The organism is Achromobacter veterisilvae, assembly GCF_037619525.1.
Classification (GTDB): domain Bacteria; phylum Pseudomonadota; class Gammaproteobacteria; order Burkholderiales; family Burkholderiaceae_B; genus Achromobacter; species Achromobacter veterisilvae.
On sequence record NZ_CP148753.1, the window covers coordinates 2351067 to 2368690 of the forward strand.

General features: G+C 67.4%; 18 protein-coding genes. 12 read left to right on the top strand and 6 right to left on the bottom strand.

Features of this window, described 5'->3' with window-relative positions; all coding sequences use genetic code 11:
• Positions 1 to 15 precede the first annotated feature (15 nt).
• From WHX56_RS10865 to WHX56_RS10875, 3 genes are read right to left on the bottom strand one after another with little or no spacing between them, the layout of a single operon-like run.
• The gene (locus WHX56_RS10865; protein WP_338881195.1) at positions 16 to 984 is read right to left on the bottom strand and encodes a tripartite tricarboxylate transporter substrate binding protein; all 969 of its coding nucleotides are present in this window, start codon (positions 982 to 984) and stop codon (positions 16 to 18) included.
• Between the two features lie 48 nt (positions 985 to 1032).
• Positions 1033 to 2469, bottom strand: coding sequence for an aldehyde dehydrogenase family protein (locus WHX56_RS10870; protein WP_338881764.1), 1437 nt, complete (start codon positions 2467 to 2469; stop codon positions 1033 to 1035).
• Positions 2470 to 2510: 41 nt separating this feature from the next.
• The gene (locus tag WHX56_RS10875) at positions 2511 to 4226 is read right to left on the bottom strand and encodes a thiamine pyrophosphate-binding protein (RefSeq protein ID WP_287755942.1); all 1716 of its coding nucleotides are present in this window, start codon (positions 4224 to 4226) and stop codon (positions 2511 to 2513) included.
• A gap of 219 nt (positions 4227 to 4445) precedes the next feature.
• On the opposite strand from WHX56_RS10875, the gene WHX56_RS10880 reads away from it, so the two are divergent.
• Positions 4446 to 5249, top strand: coding sequence for an SDR family oxidoreductase (locus WHX56_RS10880; protein ID WP_338881196.1), 804 nt, complete (start codon positions 4446 to 4448; stop codon positions 5247 to 5249).
• A 27-nt stretch (positions 5250 to 5276) separates the two neighbouring features.
• The gene (locus tag WHX56_RS10885) at positions 5277 to 6275 is read left to right on the top strand and encodes a quinone oxidoreductase (protein ID WP_338881197.1); all 999 of its coding nucleotides are present in this window, start codon (positions 5277 to 5279) and stop codon (positions 6273 to 6275) included.
• Here the strand turns inward: WHX56_RS10885 and WHX56_RS10890 are convergent.
• Together WHX56_RS10890 and WHX56_RS10895 are read right to left on the bottom strand one after the other, a co-directional pair.
• The gene (locus WHX56_RS10890) at positions 6247 to 7224 is read right to left on the bottom strand and encodes a Bug family tripartite tricarboxylate transporter substrate binding protein (RefSeq protein ID WP_129239625.1); all 978 of its coding nucleotides are present in this window, start codon (positions 7222 to 7224) and stop codon (positions 6247 to 6249) included. The genes WHX56_RS10885 and WHX56_RS10890 overlap by 29 nt on opposite strands.
• 42 nt (positions 7225 to 7266) lie before the next feature.
• The gene (locus WHX56_RS10895; protein ID WP_129239624.1) at positions 7267 to 7752 is read right to left on the bottom strand and encodes a MaoC family dehydratase; all 486 of its coding nucleotides are present in this window, start codon (positions 7750 to 7752) and stop codon (positions 7267 to 7269) included.
• Between the two features lie 251 nt (positions 7753 to 8003).
• Between WHX56_RS10895 and fabG the strand changes: the two genes are divergently transcribed.
• From fabG to WHX56_RS10930, 7 genes are all read left to right on the top strand, one after another.
• Entirely contained in the window at positions 8004 to 8750 is a 747-nt protein-coding gene (gene fabG / locus WHX56_RS10900; protein ID WP_338881198.1) for a 3-oxoacyl-ACP reductase FabG, read from the top strand.
• Between the two features lie 22 nt (positions 8751 to 8772).
• Complete coding sequence (locus WHX56_RS10905; RefSeq protein ID WP_287755947.1) at positions 8773 to 9969, top strand: CaiB/BaiF CoA transferase family protein; 1197 nt, start codon at positions 8773 to 8775, stop codon at positions 9967 to 9969.
• 28 nt (positions 9970 to 9997) lie between these two features.
• Entirely contained in the window at positions 9998 to 11251 is a 1254-nt protein-coding gene (locus WHX56_RS10910) for a thiolase family protein (RefSeq protein ID WP_338881199.1), read from the top strand.
• Positions 11252 to 11275: 24 nt separating this feature from the next.
• A complete protein-coding gene (locus tag WHX56_RS10915) occupies positions 11276 to 12136 on the top strand; it encodes a MaoC/PaaZ C-terminal domain-containing protein (RefSeq protein WP_338881200.1) in 861 nt (286 codons plus the stop codon).
• Between the two features lie 25 nt (positions 12137 to 12161).
• Entirely contained in the window at positions 12162 to 13313 is a 1152-nt protein-coding gene (locus tag WHX56_RS10920; protein ID WP_338881201.1) for a CaiB/BaiF CoA-transferase family protein, read from the top strand.
• Positions 13314 to 13367: 54 nt separating this feature from the next.
• Positions 13368 to 14243: an IclR family transcriptional regulator gene (locus tag WHX56_RS10925; RefSeq protein WP_129239618.1), complete on the top strand. Its 876-nt coding sequence runs from the start codon at positions 13368 to 13370 to the stop codon at positions 14241 to 14243.
• Positions 14244 to 14382: 139 nt separating this feature from the next.
• Positions 14383 to 14505, top strand: a complete 123-nt coding sequence (locus tag WHX56_RS10930) for a hypothetical protein (RefSeq protein WP_338881202.1) — start codon at positions 14383 to 14385, stop codon at positions 14503 to 14505.
• 7 nt (positions 14506 to 14512) lie between these two features.
• On the opposite strand, the gene WHX56_RS10935 is transcribed toward WHX56_RS10930, so the two are convergent.
• Positions 14513 to 14692: a hypothetical protein gene (locus WHX56_RS10935; protein WP_043543579.1), complete on the bottom strand. Its 180-nt coding sequence runs from the start codon at positions 14690 to 14692 to the stop codon at positions 14513 to 14515.
• Positions 14693 to 14939: 247 nt separating this feature from the next.
• Here WHX56_RS10935 and WHX56_RS10940 point away from each other — a divergent pair, with 247 nt between their 5' ends.
• From WHX56_RS10940 to WHX56_RS10950, 3 genes are all read left to right on the top strand, one after another.
• On the top strand, positions 14940 to 16070 hold the full coding sequence (locus tag WHX56_RS10940) for a CaiB/BaiF CoA-transferase family protein (protein WP_338881203.1): 1131 nt from the start codon (positions 14940 to 14942) through the stop codon (positions 16068 to 16070).
• A gap of 41 nt (positions 16071 to 16111) precedes the next feature.
• A complete protein-coding gene (locus WHX56_RS10945; protein ID WP_338881204.1) occupies positions 16112 to 16753 on the top strand; it encodes a TetR family transcriptional regulator in 642 nt (213 codons plus the stop codon).
• Between the two features lie 94 nt (positions 16754 to 16847).
• On the top strand, positions 16848 to 17618 hold the full coding sequence (locus WHX56_RS10950; protein ID WP_287755951.1) for a crotonase/enoyl-CoA hydratase family protein: 771 nt from the start codon (positions 16848 to 16850) through the stop codon (positions 17616 to 17618).
• Positions 17619 to 17624: the final 6 nt, after the last annotated feature.

Consider the following 17624-nt stretch of genomic DNA (forward strand, 5'->3'; position numbering starts at 1 on the left):
TCCACGATCGCGCGGTCAATCCTGGGGCTGGATGCCGGCGGCGGCGGCGACGCTCTTCCAGCGCTGGTTCTCGGCAACGATGAAGCGGCGGAATTCCTCGGGGGTGGAAGGCGAGGGCTGCACGCCCGACGCCGAGAAATTCTGCTTGATCTCATCGGACGCAAGAATCTTCACCAGGGCGGCGTTCAGTTTCTGGACGATGTCCTTGGGCGTTCCCGCCGGAGCGAGCAGGCCCTGCCACGACGAGGCCTCGAATCCCGGCACCCCTTCCTCGATCACCGTCGGCAATTGCGGCGCGGCATCGGAACGCTTGTCCGCGGTCAAGGCCAGCGCCTTCACTTTTCCGGCCTTGACCAGCGGGCCCATGGTGGAATAGGGGTCGATCATGAAGCCGATCTGCCCGCCCAGCATCGCCTCGATGGCCGGGCTCGTGCCCTTGAAGGGAACATGGGTCATCTTCACGCCCAACTGCGCGTTGAAGGCTTCGGTGATCAGTTGGTAGGAACTGCCGGAGGTGCCATAGAACATGTCTCCTGGCGGGCGCTGTTTCAGATAGGCGGCGAGTTCCCGGATGTTGTTCGCCGGCACCGCGGTGCTCAGCGCCACGACCAGCGGCTGCTTGGCCACCAGCCCGATGTGTTCGTAGCTCTTGACCGGGTCGTACCGGATCTGCCGATACATCACGGGGTTCGTTCCCAGGGGGGCGATGCCCGCCATCAACAGGGTATAGCCGTCGGGCGCGGCCTTGGCGGCCGCCTCGCAACCTATCATGCCGCTGGCGCCGGGCTTGTTGTCCACGATGACGGGCTGCCCCAGTTCGGTGCTGAGATGGTTGGCGATCGTGCGCCCCATCACGTCGGTTATGCCGCCGGCGGCGAACGGGACGATGATGCGGATGGCGCGCTGCGGATAATCCGCGCCATGCGCTGAAGCCGCCAACACGACCGCGGGGAACAGAAAAAGGCGGGTGATCAGTTTTTTCATCTTTTTGTCTCCTTCAGGGGATGGGAACCGCTCCTCGCGGCGTCGGCGTCACGCGGACGTGTACGCCGTCTTGACGACGGTATAGAAGTCCACCGCGTACTGGCCTTGTTCGCGCGGCCCGTAGGAGGAAGCCTTGGATCCGCCGAACGGCAGGTGGTAGTCCAGGCCGCTGGTCGCCTGATTCACCTTGACGATGCCGGCCTGCGCCTGCCGCTTGAACCGGGACGCGTGGCGCAGGCTGGTCGTGCAGATGCCGGCGGCAAGCCCGAACTCCGTGTCGTTGGCGATATGCAGCGCCTCGTCGAAATCGCGCGCCCGCGTGACCGACGCGACCGGCCCGAAGATCTCTTCCCGCGCGATCCGCATGGACGGGCCGACGTCGACGAACAGGGCGGGCTGCAGGTAGAACCCCGGCGTGTCCCGTTCCAGGACCTCGCCGCCCCAGGCCAGGCGGGCGCCTTCCTGCTTGCCGATGTCGATGTATGACAGATCGGTGTCGAGCTGCTTTCGGTCAACGACCGGACCGATATGCGTGTCCGCCCGCAAGGCGTGGCCGACGCTTACCGCCTCGAGCCGCTGGACCACCGCCCGCACGAAGCGGTCGTGTATGCCGTCGGTCACGATGAAACGGGACGAGGCCGTGCACCGTTGGCCGGTGCTGAAGAACGCGCCCTGCACGGCGCACTCCACCGCGACATCGAGATCCGCGTCATCCAGGACGATCAGCGGATTCTTGCCGCCCATCTCGAGTTGCATGCGCTTCATGCGCGGGCCGCCCACGCAGTCGGCGGCGATGCGGCGGCCGGTCGGGACCGAGCCGGTGAAGCTGATCGCGTCGACCTGGGGATGCGAACACAGCACGCCGCCGATCTGGCTGCCCGAACCCATCACCAGATTGAGCACGCCATCCGGCAATCCCGCGCGATGCAGGATATCCACCAGCGCCCAGGCCGAGGCGGGCACCAGCTCCGCCGGCTTGAACACCACGGTGTTGCCGTAGGCCAGCGCCGGCGCGATCTTCCAGGCGGGGATGGCGATCGGAAAATTCCACGGAGCGATCACGCCCACCACGCCCAGGGGTTCGCGGGTGACTTCGGCGTCGCTTCCGGGTTGCAGGCCGGGAAGGCGGTCGCCGCGGATGCGCAGCGCCTCTCCGGCCATGAAGGCCAATACGTTCGCCGCGCGTGCCACTTCGCCGATGCCTTCGGGCAGCGTCTTGCCCTCTTCGCTGGAAAGCAGGCGCCCCAGTTCCTCCTTGCGCGCCAGCAGTTCCTGCGCCGCCCGCGCGAGGATGTCGTGCCGCAATTGCGGCGAGCTGTCGGCCCATGCGGGAAATGCGGCGCGCGCCGCCTCTACCGCGCGCTGCGCGTCGGCCGCGTCGCCGCGTGCATACAGCCCCACGGTTTCCCGGGTGTCAGACGGATTGATATTCCGGATGGCGTCGGCCGGTTCGCACCATTCGCCTCCGATCAGGTTGCGATGCACGGTTTTTGCTGTGTCCACGATGGCGTCCTCCGGGCGGTGGGTCAGGCGCGGCCGCGGCCGGCGGCCAGGGCGGACTCGCGCACTTGCGAGAGCGTGAAGGCGGGACTGATGGCCTCCGGATCGATCACGCAATGCAGAATCGCCGGCAGGCCCGATGCCCGCGCGCGTTCGAAGGCGGGCGCGAAATCCTCCGTCTTCTCGACGCGCTCGCCGTGGCCGCCGAAGGCGCGGGCGTAGGCGGCGAAGTCGGGGTTGCGCAGCGCCGTGGCGCTGACTCGGCCCGGATACTCCCGCTCTTGATGCATGCGTATCGTGCCGTACATGCCGTTATCCACCACGATGACGATGATGGGCAATTGGTACTGCACGGCCGTCGCGAATTCCTGGCCGTTCATCAGGAAACAACCGTCTCCGGCGAACGCGACCACGGTCTTGTCCGGGAAGACGCGCTTGGCGCCCACGGCGGCGGGCACGCCGTAGCCCATCGAGCCCGAGGTCGGCGCCAGTTGCGTGCCGAAGGCGCCGTAGCGGTAGAAGCGGTGGATCCAGGTGGCATAGTTGCCCGCGCCGTTGCATACGATGGCGTCTTGCGGAAGCACCTCGTTGAGATGCTCCATCACCTTGGCCATCTGCAACGTGCCGGGCGTCACCACGTCATCGGTGCTGCGCCATTTTTCATAGATGGCGCGCAGATCGGCGGCGTATGCGGCCCGCGATTCCGAGGCGGGCAGCGGCTGGGAGCCGAGCGCCTGGACGAAGGCCGAGGGGGTCGCGCAGATGCCCAGCGTGGGCGAGTAGACGCGGCCGAGTTCGGCGGCATCGGGAAAGACATGGATGAGTTTCTGCCTGGGGACCGGAATGTCGAGCAGGGTATAGCCCTGGCTGGGCGTCTCGGACATGCGGCTGCCGATCAAGACAATGAGATCGGCCTGCTTGACCTGTTCCACCAGCGCCGGGTTCGGGCCGAAGCCGAGGTCGCCGACGAAGGACTCGTTGCCGGTGGGGAAGAGCATCTGGCGGCGCAGCGAGACCGTCACGGGCAGCCGCGATGCGCGGGCCCATTGCGCGAAGCGGTTCACGGCCTCGGCGTTCCAGCGCGTGCCGCCGAGCACCACCAGGGGCCGTCTGGCCTGGGCCAGAAGCGCCAGCGCGCTGGCCATCTGTTCGGCGCCGGGGTTGGCTTGCACCGCTTGGGCCGGTTGCGCGTCGGCGCATTCGACGCGGTCGACGAGCATGTCCTCGGGCAACGCGACCAGGACCGGACCGGGCCGGCCGGACATGGCCGTATGGACCGCGCGCGATACGATCTCCGGTATGCGGCGGGCATCGTCGATTTCGGTGGCCCACTTCGCGAAGTGGCTGAACGCGGCGCGGTAATCCAGTTCCTGAAGCGCGCCGCGCTCGCGCACGCCGCGCTCGATCTGGCCGACGAATACCAGCACGGGGGTGGAGTCATGCGTCGCGATGTGGATGCCGGGCGTGGCGTTCGTGGCCCCCGGGCCGCGCGTCACGAAACAGGCGGCGGGCCGCCCCGTCAGCTTGCCGTGCGCCTCGGCCATCATCATGGCCCCGCCTTCCTGGCGGCATACCGTCACATTGATGTCGGCATCGTGCAATGCGTCCAGCACCGCGAGATAGCTTTCCCCGGGAACGCAGAAGACATGGTCGATTCCATGGATGCGGAGTTGATCGACCAGAATCTGCCCGCCGGTACGGGACCGCGATATCGACGCGTGGGCTGTGGATGTTGCGCTCATTGCTTCTCGGATGGTTGCGTGAAGGGAAGGGAATGCCCGGGGACCCGGACGGTATGCGGATACGCCCCTTGGACACCGCTCCCGGGAGAGAGCGCCCGTTTGAGTTGAATCATAATAATGAAATTTAAATTTCACAAGCAGCAAAATTTATTTTGATAGATACTTAATCCAGTAGCATTTGAACCGAACGTCACGTCGGCCGACAAAGAGGAGAGGACTATGGATCTGGGTATTTCCGGAAAGCGGGCGCTGGTATGCGCCGCGAGCAAGGGGCTGGGTTACGCCTGCGCCGAGGCGCTGGCGCAGGCGGGCGCGCATCTGGTGATCGTGGCGCGCAACGAGGCGCCGCTGCGGGCCGCGGCCGAGCAACTGAGATCGCTGGGACCGGCAACCGTGGAGGCCGTCGCCGCCGATATCACGACCGGGGAAGGGCGCGCGAGCGCGCTGGCCGCCGCCGCCAGGCTGCCCGGCGGCGGCGCAGTCGAATTCGACATCCTCGTCACGAACGCGGGAGGGCCGCCGGCGGGGGACTTCCGCGATTGGGACGACGCCATCTGGCACCAGGCGCTGAATGCCAATATGCTTACGCCGATCGCGCTGATGCGCGAGACGCTGGATGGCATGATGTCCAGAGGCTGGGGGCGGATCTGCAATATCACCAGCACGGCTGTGAAAGCGCCCAGCCCCTATCTGGGCCTGTCCAACGGCGCCCGCAGCGGTCTCACGGGTTTCGTCGCGGGGCTGGCGCGCCAGGTGGCGGGCAGCGGCGTCACCATCAACAATCTGCTGCCCGGAACGTTCGACACGGACCGGCTCAGGTCCAATCTGGCCGCGGCCGCGGGGCAGGCCGAGATGGCGCTGGATGCCTATACCGCCAAACGCCTCGACGCCATTCCCGCGCGGCGCTTCGGACGGGCGGATGAGTTCGGCGCGGCCTGCGCCTTTCTCTGCAGCCAGCAGGCCGCCTACTTCACCGCGCAGAACCTGTTGATCGACGGCGGGGCGTATCCCGGCACCTTGTAATCCATTCACCGAGAAAGAGGAGATTCCATGACTTCAGCCATCGTCATGCGCGCCGCGGGGGGACCTGAGGTCCTCCAATGGGAACCCGTCGCCGTCGCGGAGCCGCAAGCGCATGAAGTGGTGCTGCGCCACACCGCCATCGGCGTGAACTTTCACGACGCCTATGTGCGGTCCGGCCTGTACAAGACGCTGGCCTTGCCGGGCATCCCCGGTATCGAGGCGGCGGGCGTCGTCGAAGCCGTCGGACGGGACGTGCGGGATTTCAGGCCGGGCGATCGCGTCGCCTACGTGACCCGCCAGTACGGCGCCTATGCGGAACGGCGCGTCATCGGCGCGGATCTTCTGGTGCCGCTGCCCGACGGCATGTCCGACATCATGGCGGCGTCGTCGCTTCTCAAGGGCTTGACCGCGCAGATGCTGGTCCAGCGCGTCTATCCCATCCAGAAGGGCGATTGGGTGCTGGTGCACGCGGCGGCCGGCGGCGTCGGCACGCTCCTGTGCCAGTGGGCCCGGCACCTGGGGGCCAACGTGATCGGCACGGTGGGTTCCCCCGAAAAGGTGCCCCTGGCGCTTGCCGCGGGCTGCCATTCGGTGGTGCGCTACCGCGAGGAGGACTTCGTGGCGCGCGTGCACGAAATCACCGGGGGCGCCGGCGTCCAGGTCGCCTATGACGCGGTCGGCAAAGACACCTTCTTCGGCTCGCTGCAATGCCTGGCACCCTTCGGGCACCTGGCGAACTACGGCCAGGCATCCGGCGCCGTGCCCGCCTTCGAAGTGTCGATGCTGTTTCCGAAATCCAATTCACTTTCTCGTCCCAGCGTTTTCCAGCATGTGCGCACGCCCGAGCTATTGCGCGAGGCCGCCAAACGCTACTTCGACGCTTGCCTGAAAGGCGCTTTGGACATCCAGGAAAGCCAGGAACTGCCGCTGCGCGATGCGGCCAGGGCGCACGCCTTGCTGGAAGACCGCGCCCGCCTCCGGCCCCTGGTGCTGCGACCTATTGAGGTTCCAGGCCCGCCTGCTTGACGATATCGCCCCAGCGCGGCAACTCTTTGCGCAGCATGGCCTCGAAGCCTTCCGGCGTGGTCGTATGCGCCACCACGCCCAGCCCCTCCAGCTTCTCGATCACTTCCTTGTCCTGCAGTACGGCGTTGAACACGCCGTTCAGCTTCTGGACCACCGCGGGCGAGGCGCCCTTGGGCAGGAGGAAACCGATCCAGACGTGGGCCGGCACGCTGCCAAAGCCGCTTTCCTTCATGGTCGGCACTTCCGGGAACAGTTTGAGGCGCTGTTCCGAGCCGATGGCCAGCCCCTTGAGTTTGCCGGAGCTGACGAAGGCCTGCACGGCCGGCACGGTGTCGAAAGCGATGTCGACCTGTCCGGCCAGCAGGTCGGTCATGGCGCGCGCGCTGCCCTGGTACGGGATGTGCTCGATGCGCAGCCCGTTCTGCTGCTTCAGCGTTTCCATCGCCAGGTTGGACGAGGTGCCCGTGCCCGGGCTGGCGTAGTTCAGCTTGCCCGGATGCTGCTTGGCATAGGCGACCAGGCCGGCCACGTCGTTGAACGGCATGCCCGGGCGGGCCACCAGCACGAGGGGCAGGTCGGCCACCAGGCCGACCGGCGTGAAGTCGTCCGGGGTCTTGTAGTTCACCGTCTTGTACAGAAAGTGATTGGTGACCGCGGCGCCGGTCGCGGCGATCGTCAGCGTATAGCCGTCCGGGGGCTGGCGCACGAACGAGGACAGCAGCACGCTGCCGCCCTGGCCGGGCTTGTTTTCGACGATCACGGGCTGGCCCAGCCGGGCCGCGGCGCGTTCGGCCAGCATGCGGGCCACGGTGTCGGTGGCCTGGCCCGGCGGGAAGCCGAGCTGCAGCGTGATCGGTTTTTGCGGATAGTTGTCCTGGGCCGCGTGCGCGGCCAGCGGCGCCGCGGCGATGCTCGCGGCCATGATGAGGCGGATTGCCGACTGCTTCATGTTGTCTCCCTCCTTCCTGTACGCCGGCTTGGGCGTTGTTCGTTATTCGGTTGGGCGCTTTCTCAGCAGGTAGGTCTGCGACCCTTCCATTACGGTTTCGCCACGCTGGTTCACCACGCGGGTCGCCATGCGGACCGTGCCCGTGGTCCGGCCGGGCTTGAGTTCCACGATTTCCAGCGAGCTGTACAGCGTGTCGCCCACATAGACCGGGCCCACGAAGCGCGAGCTTTGCTCGATGAAGCCCTTCATCGACGCTTCGGTCATGTGCGGGAACAGCCCGGCGCCCGCGGCCGTCTGGATCGCCACCTGGAAGCCATGGGCCAGCATGTGCGGCATGCCGTTGGCGCGGCAGTACTCGACGTCGTAGTGGATCGGGTGGTTGTCGCCGCTGGCTAGCTGGAATGCGGCGAACAAGGCGTCGGTCATCGTGCGCGACGGCAGGACGAAGCGCTCGCCCACCTTGAAATCGTCGAAATAGCGTTGTTCGCACATTTGGTGCGCGGTGGGGTCGAAGCCTGTGCTTGGCATGGGTCGTCGTCTCCTGTCCATGGGGTTGAAAGTCGGGTCAATGTACATTACGAAAATGATTTTCGCAATGATCCGATGAGAGCGTCTGTTGGTTGAGCAAGTCAATTAAACGGGCCTTGTTGCCACTACGAAGGTTGTTCGGATATATTGCGGAAATCATTTCTGCATTTATGACCGTTGGGGCGAAAGCCCTTGCCAGGGTGCGGCGCGGCAGCGCCGTCCCGTCCTGCAACACAAGATTGGAGACATGGATGGATTTGGGATTGGAGGGGAAAGTGGCCGTCGTCACGGGCGGCGGCAGCGGCATCGGCGCCGCGATATGCGCACAACTGGCCCGCGAAGGCGCCACGGTCGTCGTCGCGGACATCAACGGCCAGGCCGCGCAGGCCCAGGCCGACGCGTTGGCGCGAGAGGGCGGCCGCGCCCATGCCTGCCAGGTGGACGTCACCGACGAAGCCTCCGTGCTCAAGCTCTTCGAGCGGGCGGGCGCCGAGTTCGGCGGCGTGGACATCCTGGTGAACAATGCCGGGTTCACGCGCGATATGCGCATCACCAGGATGGGCCTGGAGGACTGGGATAGCGTCGTCGACGTCATTCTCAAGGGCGCCTTCCTGTGCACCCGTGAAGCGGCGCGGCATTTCGCCGAGAAGAAATGGGGCCGCGTCATCAATATCTCGTCGCGCGCCCATCTGGGGAATGCCGGCCAGGCCAATTACTCGGCCGCCAAGGCCGGCCTGATCGGGTTTACGCGCGCCATGGCCCTGGAACACGGCCGCCACAACGTGACGGTCAATGCGGTGGCGCCGGGCATCATCGATACCGAGGCGGTGCGGCGGCTCCCGCATTACGAAAAGATCCGCGAGGCGGCCCAGGCGACCACGCCCATTCCCCGCATCGGCCACGTGAACGACGTGGCCAGCGTCGTCGCTTTCCTGGCGTCGGAGCCGGCCGGCTACCTGACGGGGGATGTCGTCCACGTCACCGGCGGCCGCTACTGACCGCGCCAGGAGGAAGCACACCATGTCCATCAAGCCTCTTGCGGGCATACGCATTCTGGACTTCAGCAAAGTGCTGGCCGGCCCCATCTGCACCCAGGCGCTGCAGGACCTGGGCGCCGAAGCCATCAAGGTGGAAGCCGCCGACATCGGCGACGACACCCGCGGCTGGCCGCCCTTCAGGAACGGCGAAGGCGCGGTCTTCCACTATGCCAACCGGGCCAAGCGCAGCATAGCGCTGGACCTGAAATCCGCCGACGCGCTGGCGGCGGTGCACAAGCTGGTCGAAAGCGCCGACGTGGTCGTCGAGAGTTTCGGCCCTGGCGTGGCCGAACGGCTGAAGATCGACTTCGAAACGCTTTCCGCCATCAACCCGCGGCTGGTGTATTGCAGCATCTCCGGCTACGGACGCAGCGGCCCGCTGGCGCACGGCAAGGGCTACGACATGATTCTGCAGGCCTTCGTCGGTATGTGCTCGATCATGGGAGAGCAGGGCAGCGGTCCGGTGCGGGCGCCGTTTTCGCCGGTCGATCAGGGCACCGGCATGCAGGCGACCAGCGCCATCCTGGCCGCATTGATGCAGCGCGGCCAGACCGGCGAAGGATGCCGCATCGAAGCCTCGCTGTTCGAAACCGGCATGGCGTTCCTGGGCTACATGTTCCAGAGCTTCTGGGAGCGGGGAACGGAACCGCAGCGCTACGGCTGCGCACACGAATCCCTTTGCCCCTACGAGGCCTACCAGGCGCGCGATAAACAGATCCTGATCGGCGTGGCCAGCGAAGCCCTGTGGCGGCGCCTGTGCGACGTGCTGGGCCTGGAAGACATGCGCGACGATCCGCGCTTCGAGAGTAATGCCAAGCGCGTGCAGCACCGCGGCCTGGTCGCGCAGCGACTGAACGAGGTGCTGGCGGGGCAGGACGCGGCGCATTGGCAGGGCCTGCTGCTGGACAACGGCATCCCGGGCGCGCAGATCAACACCTTCGCCGATGCCCTGAACCATCCGCACACCCTGGCCAGCGGCATCCTGGTCGACGTGGACAGCGAGCGCCACGGTCCCATGCGCACGGTCGGGCAGCCGGTCAAGTTCAACGGCCAGCGCAGCATGGCCAAGGGGCCGGCGCCCGCGCATGGCGAACATACGCGCGCGATCCTGGGCGAACTCGGATACGCCGACGAACAGATTGAAGCCCTGCGCCGGCAGGGCGCGGTCAAGCTGGCCTGACGCGCCAGCCACACAGACAGAGAGAAATATGAGCGAGACATACATCGTAGGCATAGGCATGACGCCCCTGGCCAAGCACCTGAGCCTGAGCGTGAAGCAGTTGTCGGCCATGGCCGTGGACAAGGCCCTGCAGGATGCCGGGCTGGAACGCGGGGCCGTCGAGGCGGCCTGGTTCTGCAATACGCGCCAGGGCGCGCTGGAAGGCCAGCATGGCGTGCGCGGGCAATGCTCGCTGCGCGCCTACGGCTTCGAAGGCATCGCCATCTTCAATACCGACAACGCCTGCGCGAGTTCGAGCTCGGGCCTGCTGCAGGCCCACGCCGCGGTCAAGGCCGGGCTGTACGACGTCGCCCTGGTGGTGGGCGCCGAAAAAATGAACTACCCCGAAAAGCGCGAACAGATGTTCGAGGCCTTCAAGGGCAGTTGGGACCGCGACCTGGCCGAGCAGCACATGCAGGCGCTGCTGGCCATGGGCGCGGGCATGGAGCTTCCGCCCGAGGCGCTGGCCGAGACGGGCGAGCGCTCGGTCTTCATGGACATCTACGCCGCGCAGGCTCGCTTCCACATGAAGACCTTCGGCACCACGCAGCGCCAGATTGCCGCCGTGGCCGCCAAGAACCACTGGCATTCGCAGTTCAACCCGCTGGCGCAGTACCGGACGCCCATGACCGTGGAGGAAGTGCTGGCCGACAAACTCGTCGCCTGGCCGATGACGCGCTCGATGTGCGCGCCGATGAGCGACGGGGCGGCCGCCCTGGTGGTCGTATCCGAAAAAATGCTCAAGCGGGTCGACGCCCGCCGGGCGGTGCGGATCCGCGGCATCGCCGCGAGCAGCGGCTCGCAGCGCACCGCCGAACAGGTCGACCGCCATCTCACCCGGGTCGCCGCCGGGCGCGCCTACGAGGCGGCCGGCGTTGGACCGCAGGATATCTCGCTGGCCGAACTGCATGACGCGTCGGCCATCGCGGAGATCCTGCACAGCGAGAACTGCGGCTTCTGCGACTACGGCGACGGGGGCGCGCTGGTCGAAAGCGGCGCGACGCGCCTGGGCGGCCGCCTGCCGCTGAACGTATCGGGCGGCCTGCTTTCCAAGGGGCATCCGATAGGCGCCACCGGGGCCATCCAGGTGCACGAGATCGTGACGCAACTGCGCGGCGAAGCGGGGCAGCGTCAGGTTCCCGGCAATCCGCGCCTGGGCATGACCGAGAACGGCGGCGGCTTCTACGGGCTTGAAGAAGCCGCCTGCGTGGTCGGCATCTTCGAAGCGCCGTCGCGCCCATAAGGCGCGGCCACCAGGAGCCTGGCGATGCCCATCGACCGAGAACAGTTACTGAACTGGACCATCCCCGAAGTCCGGCACACCTATACCGAGCGCGACACCATGCTGTACGCGCTGGGCCTGGGCGTCGGCGACGATCCGCAATCTCCGCAAACCTTGCGCTTCGCCTACGAACGCGATCTGCGGGCGCTGCCCACCATGGCGGTGGTGCTGGGCTACGCCGGCCTGTGGATGCGCGATCCCGCGCTCGGCCTGCAATGGCACAAGATGCTGCATGGCGAGCAAGGCATGGCGCTGTACCGGCCCCTGCCTACTTCCGGCACCGTGATCGGCCGCACCCGGGTCACCGAGGTGTACGACCGCGGGCCGGAAAAGGGCGCGGTGGTGCATAGCCGGCGCGACGTCGTCGACGCGGCGACGGATGAACTACTGTGCAGCCTGTTCGTCACCTCCATGCTGCGCGCCGACGGCGGCTTCGGCGGGCCGCCGCCGCCGGCCCGTCCGAACACGGCCATGCCCGGGCGCGCGCCCGACTACGTGCGGGACCAGGCCATCCTGCCGCAGGCCGCCTTCATTTATCGGCTGTCGGGCGACTACAACCCCCTGCACGTGGACCCGCGATTGGCGGCGGACGCGGGTTTCCAGGCCCCGATCCTGCACGGCCTGTGCACCTTCGGCATGGCCGGGCGCGCGCTGCTCGACGCGGCCTGCGGGAATGAGCCGCAACGGCTGCAATCCATGGACGTGCGTTTTTCGGCGCCGGTGTACCCTGGCGAAACACTGCGCACGGAAATCTGGATCGACCATGGCGCGGCGGTGTTCCGCAGCAGCGCGCTGGAACGGGGCGCCGTCGTGCTGAACAACGGCAGCGCCACGGTGGGGGCATGACATGACGTGGCACAAGGAGAAAGCAATGGGTCCCCTGGCTGGACTGAAAGTGGTGGAGTTTCCGGCCATCGGCCCGGTTCCGATGTGCGGCATGCTGCTGGCCGACCTGGGCGCCACCGTCATACGGCTGGAACGGCGGCAGCCCGCGGCCGACCTGGGGGTGGAGCGCCCGCTTAAATACAACCTGCTGCTGCGCAATCGCCCCAGCATCAGCGTCGATCTGAAAGCGCCCGACGGCGCGCGCTTCGCCATGGAGTTGCTCGACTCCGCCGACGCGCTGCTCGAGGGCTTCCGGCCCGGCACGATGGAGCGCATGGGGTTCGGGCCGGAACCTTGCCTGGCGCGCAACCCCAGGCTGGTCTATGGCCGGATGACCGGATGGGGGCAGACCGGCCCCTACGCCGCCATGGCCGGACACGACCTCAACTACATCGCCATGACCGGCGCGCTCAATGCCATCGGCCGCCGGGGGCAGCCGCCCACGCCGCCCCTGAACCTGGTCGGCGATTTCGGCGGAGGCGCCCTGTACCTGGCCCTGGGAGTCATGGCCGCGGTCTTCGCGGCGCGCGGCGGCGGCAAGGGGCAGGTGGTCGACGCGGCCATGGTGGACGGGGCCGCCTCGCTCATGACGCCGTTTTTCGGCATGGCCGCCGCCGGGCTGCTCAATCCCGAGCGCGGCACCAACGTCCTGGACTCGGGCGCGCCGTACTATGACGTGTACCGCTGCGCCGACGGCAAGTACCTGTCCATCGCGCCCATCGAGACCCGCTTCCGCAGGGTCTTCTTCGACAAGCTGGGGATGGGCGGCGATTCCATGGACGGCGACGCGAAAGCCGGCTGGGATGCCTTGCGCGAGGAGATCGCGGCGCGCATCGCCACCCGTACCCAGGCCCAATGGTGCGCCGTCTTCGACGGCACCGACGCCTGCGTCGCGCCCGTCCTGTCCATCGCCGATGCGCCCGCCCACCCGCACAACCGCGCCCGCGGCACCTTCATCGATATCGACGGCGTCGCCCAGCCCGCGCCGGCGCCGCGCTTCGGCGGCACCCCCACGGCCACGCCCCGTCCGCCCGAGCCCGTCAACAGCCGCTACGAGCAATGCCTGCGCGGCTGGGGCTGGTCCGACGCGGCCATTTCCCAGTGGCAAGGCAACCCCGCCGTCGGCCCCGGCGCCTAGGCGGAAGCGCCCGACCCGTCTGCTAGACTCATACGCCTGAATCCGGACCCTCCCATGAGCAAGACTGACCCCCACCCCGCGCCCGCGAACGGCCGGCGCCGCAAGGCGATGGAAGCCAGCCCGGCCGGCCTCTCGGCCGCCCGCGACGACCTGAAAGACAGTTCCGACCGGCAATTCGTCGTGGCCCTGGCGCGCGGCCTCGATATCCTCAAGGCTTTCCGGCCGCGCGAAGGCCCGCTGGGCAACCGCGAACTGTCCGAGCGCACCGGCATGCCGGCCGCCACGGTTTCGCGCCTGGCCTATACCCTGTGCCGCCTCGGCTACCTGGAATTCAATCCTCGCCAGGAAAACTACGAACTGGGCAGCAGCACGCTGGCGCTGGGGCAGGTCGCGCTGGCCCGCCGCAACATACGCAAGGTGGCCGCGCCCCTCATGCAGGAACTTGCCGACCGCACCAACGGCAACGTCGGCCTGGGCATCCTGCACAAGCGCATGATGCTGTACATCGAAACCTGCGAAGGCTCGGGCCTGATCGGCCTGCGCCTGTTCAACGGCTCGCGCATTCCCATCATCACCAGCGCCATGGGCCGCGCCTACCTGGCCCGCATGGAAGAGGGCGAGCGCGAACGCCTGCTGGAAGTCCTGCAGCCCCAGTTCGGCGCCGACTGGGCGACCGCCATGGTCGGCCTGCAAAAGGCCATGCGCGACATGGACCGCTACGGCTTCTGCACGTCGCTGGGCGAATGGCAAAGCTATATCCACGGCGCCGGCACCGCCATACGGCTGTCCGACGGCAGCCTGTACGGCCTGAACCTGGGCGGCGCGGCCTATCTGCTGCCCGAGCGCGAACTGGTGGAAGTCTACGGCCCGCAATTGGTGGAAGTGGCCGAGAAAATCCGCAAGGCCATGAGCGTGCCGGACGAGGCGTGATACGGGGCGGCGCCCCGAGGCAGGAGGAACGTCGCATGGCCACGCCTGAATTCCGGCGCTGGAGGCGATCGGCTACGTCCTGGCGCTGCGCGAGCCTTCCTGGCACCAGCACCGCCTGCTGCAACTGGACGAGCCGCGGGTGAACCTGCACGTGTTCGGCCCGGATTGCCCGGAGATGGAGGTGATGGCGTACAACAAGCGCAAGGAAGCGACGCTGCGCGGGATCTACGAACGCATGTTCCGCGCCGCCGGCTTCCGGTGATGGGCGTTCAGGCGCCCGGCAGCATGTAGCGCGCGGACACGGCCAGGATGCGTTGGGCGGATTCGCGCAGCAGGCGCGCTTCGCGATAGGCCTGCAGCGACACGACGGCATCGTAGCGGCGCGAGCTGCGCGGGCCGGCCAGCAAGGCCGGGCGGCGGGTCAGGATTGGGGATATCAAGCGTTGCATGTCGGAATTCCTGCGGGCTCCAGGCCCGGTATATGCCAGGCATCGTAAGCCGGCCTGGAATGCGCGCCAACGATTTACCTTTCATATGGATATCCGGGCTTTCCCGGAGGGATCGCCGGGATCTGCGCGCATTGCGCCGCCAGTATCGCCGCCGCATGTGACAGTCTGATGCCAGCATCGGCGGGTTCTTGCGAATTCTGATACTACGCGGTAGCATTAAAAAAAGAATACTGGATTGGAGACAGGAATGCCGTTGCCCTTGGAAGGTCTGTTGGTGATCGCTGTGGAACAGGCCGCCGCGGCGCCCTATGCTTCGTCGCGGCTGGCCGACGCCGGCGCGCGCGTGATCAAGATCGAACGCGCGGCCGGCGATTTCGCGCGCGGCTACGACGGCGCGGTCATGGGCGACAGTACGTATTTCGTGTGGCTCAACCGCGGCAAGGAGTCCATCGTGCTGGACTTCGCGCAGCCGGAGGACATGGCGCTGCTGCGCACGCTGATCCTCCAGGCCGACGTGCTGATCCAGAACCTGGGGCCGGGCGCGGCGGCGCGCGCGGGCTTCGGCTGGCAGGAAATGCGCGCCGCCAATCCGCGGCTGATCACCTGCGACATCACCGGCTACGGAGAGACGGGGCCGTATGCGGACATGCGCGCCTACGATCTGCTGGTGCAGGCCGAATCGGGCGTCGCCTCGGTGACCGGCACGCCGGAAGCGCCCGGGCGCATCGGCATTTCCGCCTGCGATATCGGCACCGGCATGTACGCGCACGCCGCCATTCTCGAAGCGCTGCTGCAGCGCGAGCGGACGGGGCAGGGCAGCGCGCTGCACGTGTCGCTGTTCGATGCGATGGCCGACTGGATGACCGTGCCCTTGCTGCACTACGACTACGCCGGCACGGTCTGGCCGCGCGTGGGACTGGGGCATCCCACCATCGCTCCCTACGGCGCGTTCGCCTGCGGCGACGGGCAGCAGCTCCTGATCGGGGTGCAGAACGACGGCGAGTGGCGCCGCTTCGCCAGCGACGTCCTGCGGCGGCCTGAATGGGTCGACGACGCGCGCTACCGCAGCAACCAGGATCGCGTGCGGCACGCCGACGGGCTGAAGGCCGAGATCGAATCGGTGCTGCGCGGAATGGATCTTGCCGAACTGCGGCAGCGCCTGACGCAGGCGAAGATCGCGTACGCGTCCGTCAACGGCGTCAAGGAATTGTCGGCGCATCCGCACCTGCGCCGCGTGAACGTGCGCACCGCGCACGGCGAGGCATCCATCGTGGCGCCGCCCGTGCAGGTGCGCGGCGAACCGCGCGAGTTGGGCGAGGTGCCGGCCATCGGCGCGCATACGCAGGCCATCCGCGCGGAATTCGGCGGACGGCCCTGAGGGTAGAATTTCGCGTTTATTTTCGGCACAGCAAGGACACCATGGGACGGCCAAGCCTGATCGACAGTACGGAAGGAATCGAGAAGCGCCTCGCCATTCTCGACGCCGCCGCGTCCGTATTCATGAACCTGGGCTTTTCCGCGGCCTCGCTCGACGACATCAGCGACGCGTACGGCGCCACCAAGGGCATCATCTATTACTACTACCGCAACAAGTCGGCGCTGTTTTTCGCCGTGCAGCGGCGCGCCATGGAATTGACCCGCGAGGCGATCGAGCCTCACGCCCTGGCCGGCGGAAGCCCCGCGGCCCGGTTGCGCGGGATGGCGCATGACCACACGCTGCTGATGATGGAGCACCTGGCGTATCTCCGGGTGGCCGCGCAGGGCCTGGAGCTGCACCTGACGGGCCGCACCACGGCTTCCGAACGCGCCGAGCTGGAAGACATCCTCAAGCTGCGGGCGGCGAACGAAGCCCTGTACATGCGCGTGATCGAAGAGGGCGTGCAGTCCGGCGATTTCCGCCCCATGGATCCCAAGCTGCTGGTCAAGCCGCTGCTGGGCGCATTGAACTGGACGTCGCGCTGGTATCACCCGCGCAAGAACGAAACCGCGAAGGACCGCGAGCGCGTCGCCGATGAACTGGCCGGCTTCGCGGTCAGCGCGTTGTTGCCGCATCCGCAGTAAGCGCTGGACCGCGCGGGCGACGGACCCGCGCGGTTTTTTTTAATCCATTTTGATACTAATCGGTATTATTTAAATAACAGGACGACAGCGATCTATGGCTCCGAAAATCCTGGTGGAACGCACCGGCTTTGTGACGACGGTGATCATCAACCGGCCCGAAGTGCGCAATGCGCTGGATCGCGAAGCGGCGGCCGGGCTGGCCCGCGCCATGCGCGAATTCGACGCCGACGACGAAGCGCGCGTCGCCGTGCTGTGCGGCGCGGGCGGGGCTTTCTGTTCCGGCGCCGATCTCAAGGAACTGGCGGGCGGCACCGATTACGAGCCGTGGGCGGGCAGCCCGGAAGGTCCGCTGCACGCGCCGCTGTCCAAGCCCGTGATCGCGGCCGTGGCCGGCCATGCGTGCGCCGGCGGGCTGGGCGTGGCCCTGTGGTGCGACCTGCGGATCGCGGAAGAGAGCGCCTCGTTCGCCGTGCTGTCGCGCCGCTGGGGCGTGCCCATGAGCGACGGCACGACCGTGCGCCTGCCCCGGCTGATCGGCATGAGCCGCGCCCTGGACATGCTGTTGACCGCCCGCATCGTGTCCGCGGCGGAGGCCGAGCGCTACGGGCTCGTCAACCGCGTCGTCCCGGACGGGCAGGCGCGCGCGGAGGCCGAGGCGCTGGCGCACCAGATGGCGCAGTTCCCGCAGATCGCCTTGCGTTCCGACCGCCAATCGGCCTATGCCCAGGCGGGCATGGCGGAACGGGACGCCGTGGCGGCCGAAATGGCCTATGCCGCCGAGGCGCGCCGCCTGGAGGCGAGGGCGGGCGCGCAACGTTTCCAACAGGGCGCGGGCCGTCATGGCGCCTTGCCCGATGCCGATTAGGAGCCC

Coding starts and splice junctions, on each gene's coding strand:
- WHX56_RS10950 (WP_287755951.1), top strand. CDS start 16,848: ATGGCTCCGAAAATCCTGGTGGAACGCACCGGCTTTGTGACGACGGTG.
- WHX56_RS10885 (WP_338881197.1), top strand. CDS start 5,277: ATGACTTCAGCCATCGTCATGCGCGCCGCGGGGGGACCTGAGGTCCTC.
- WHX56_RS10905 (WP_287755947.1), top strand. CDS start 8,773: ATGTCCATCAAGCCTCTTGCGGGCATACGCATTCTGGACTTCAGCAAA.
- WHX56_RS10915 (WP_338881200.1), top strand. CDS start 11,276: ATGCCCATCGACCGAGAACAGTTACTGAACTGGACCATCCCCGAAGTC.
- fabG (WP_338881198.1), top strand. CDS start 8,004: ATGGATTTGGGATTGGAGGGGAAAGTGGCCGTCGTCACGGGCGGCGGC.
- WHX56_RS10920 (WP_338881201.1), top strand. CDS start 12,162: ATGGGTCCCCTGGCTGGACTGAAAGTGGTGGAGTTTCCGGCCATCGGC.
- WHX56_RS10945 (WP_338881204.1), top strand. CDS start 16,112: ATGGGACGGCCAAGCCTGATCGACAGTACGGAAGGAATCGAGAAGCGC.
- WHX56_RS10925 (WP_129239618.1), top strand. CDS start 13,368: ATGAGCAAGACTGACCCCCACCCCGCGCCCGCGAACGGCCGGCGCCGC.
- WHX56_RS10935 (WP_043543579.1), bottom strand. CDS start 14,692: ATGCAACGCTTGATATCCCCAATCCTGACCCGCCGCCCGGCCTTGCTG.
- WHX56_RS10910 (WP_338881199.1), top strand. CDS start 9,998: ATGAGCGAGACATACATCGTAGGCATAGGCATGACGCCCCTGGCCAAG.
- WHX56_RS10875 (WP_287755942.1), bottom strand. CDS start 4,226: ATGAGCGCAACATCCACAGCCCACGCGTCGATATCGCGGTCCCGTACC.
- WHX56_RS10940 (WP_338881203.1), top strand. CDS start 14,940: ATGCCGTTGCCCTTGGAAGGTCTGTTGGTGATCGCTGTGGAACAGGCC.
- WHX56_RS10895 (WP_129239624.1), bottom strand. CDS start 7,752: ATGCCAAGCACAGGCTTCGACCCCACCGCGCACCAAATGTGCGAACAA.
- WHX56_RS10880 (WP_338881196.1), top strand. CDS start 4,446: ATGGATCTGGGTATTTCCGGAAAGCGGGCGCTGGTATGCGCCGCGAGC.
- WHX56_RS10890 (WP_129239625.1), bottom strand. CDS start 7,224: ATGAAGCAGTCGGCAATCCGCCTCATCATGGCCGCGAGCATCGCCGCG.
- WHX56_RS10865 (WP_338881195.1), bottom strand. CDS start 984: ATGAAAAAACTGATCACCCGCCTTTTTCTGTTCCCCGCGGTCGTGTTG.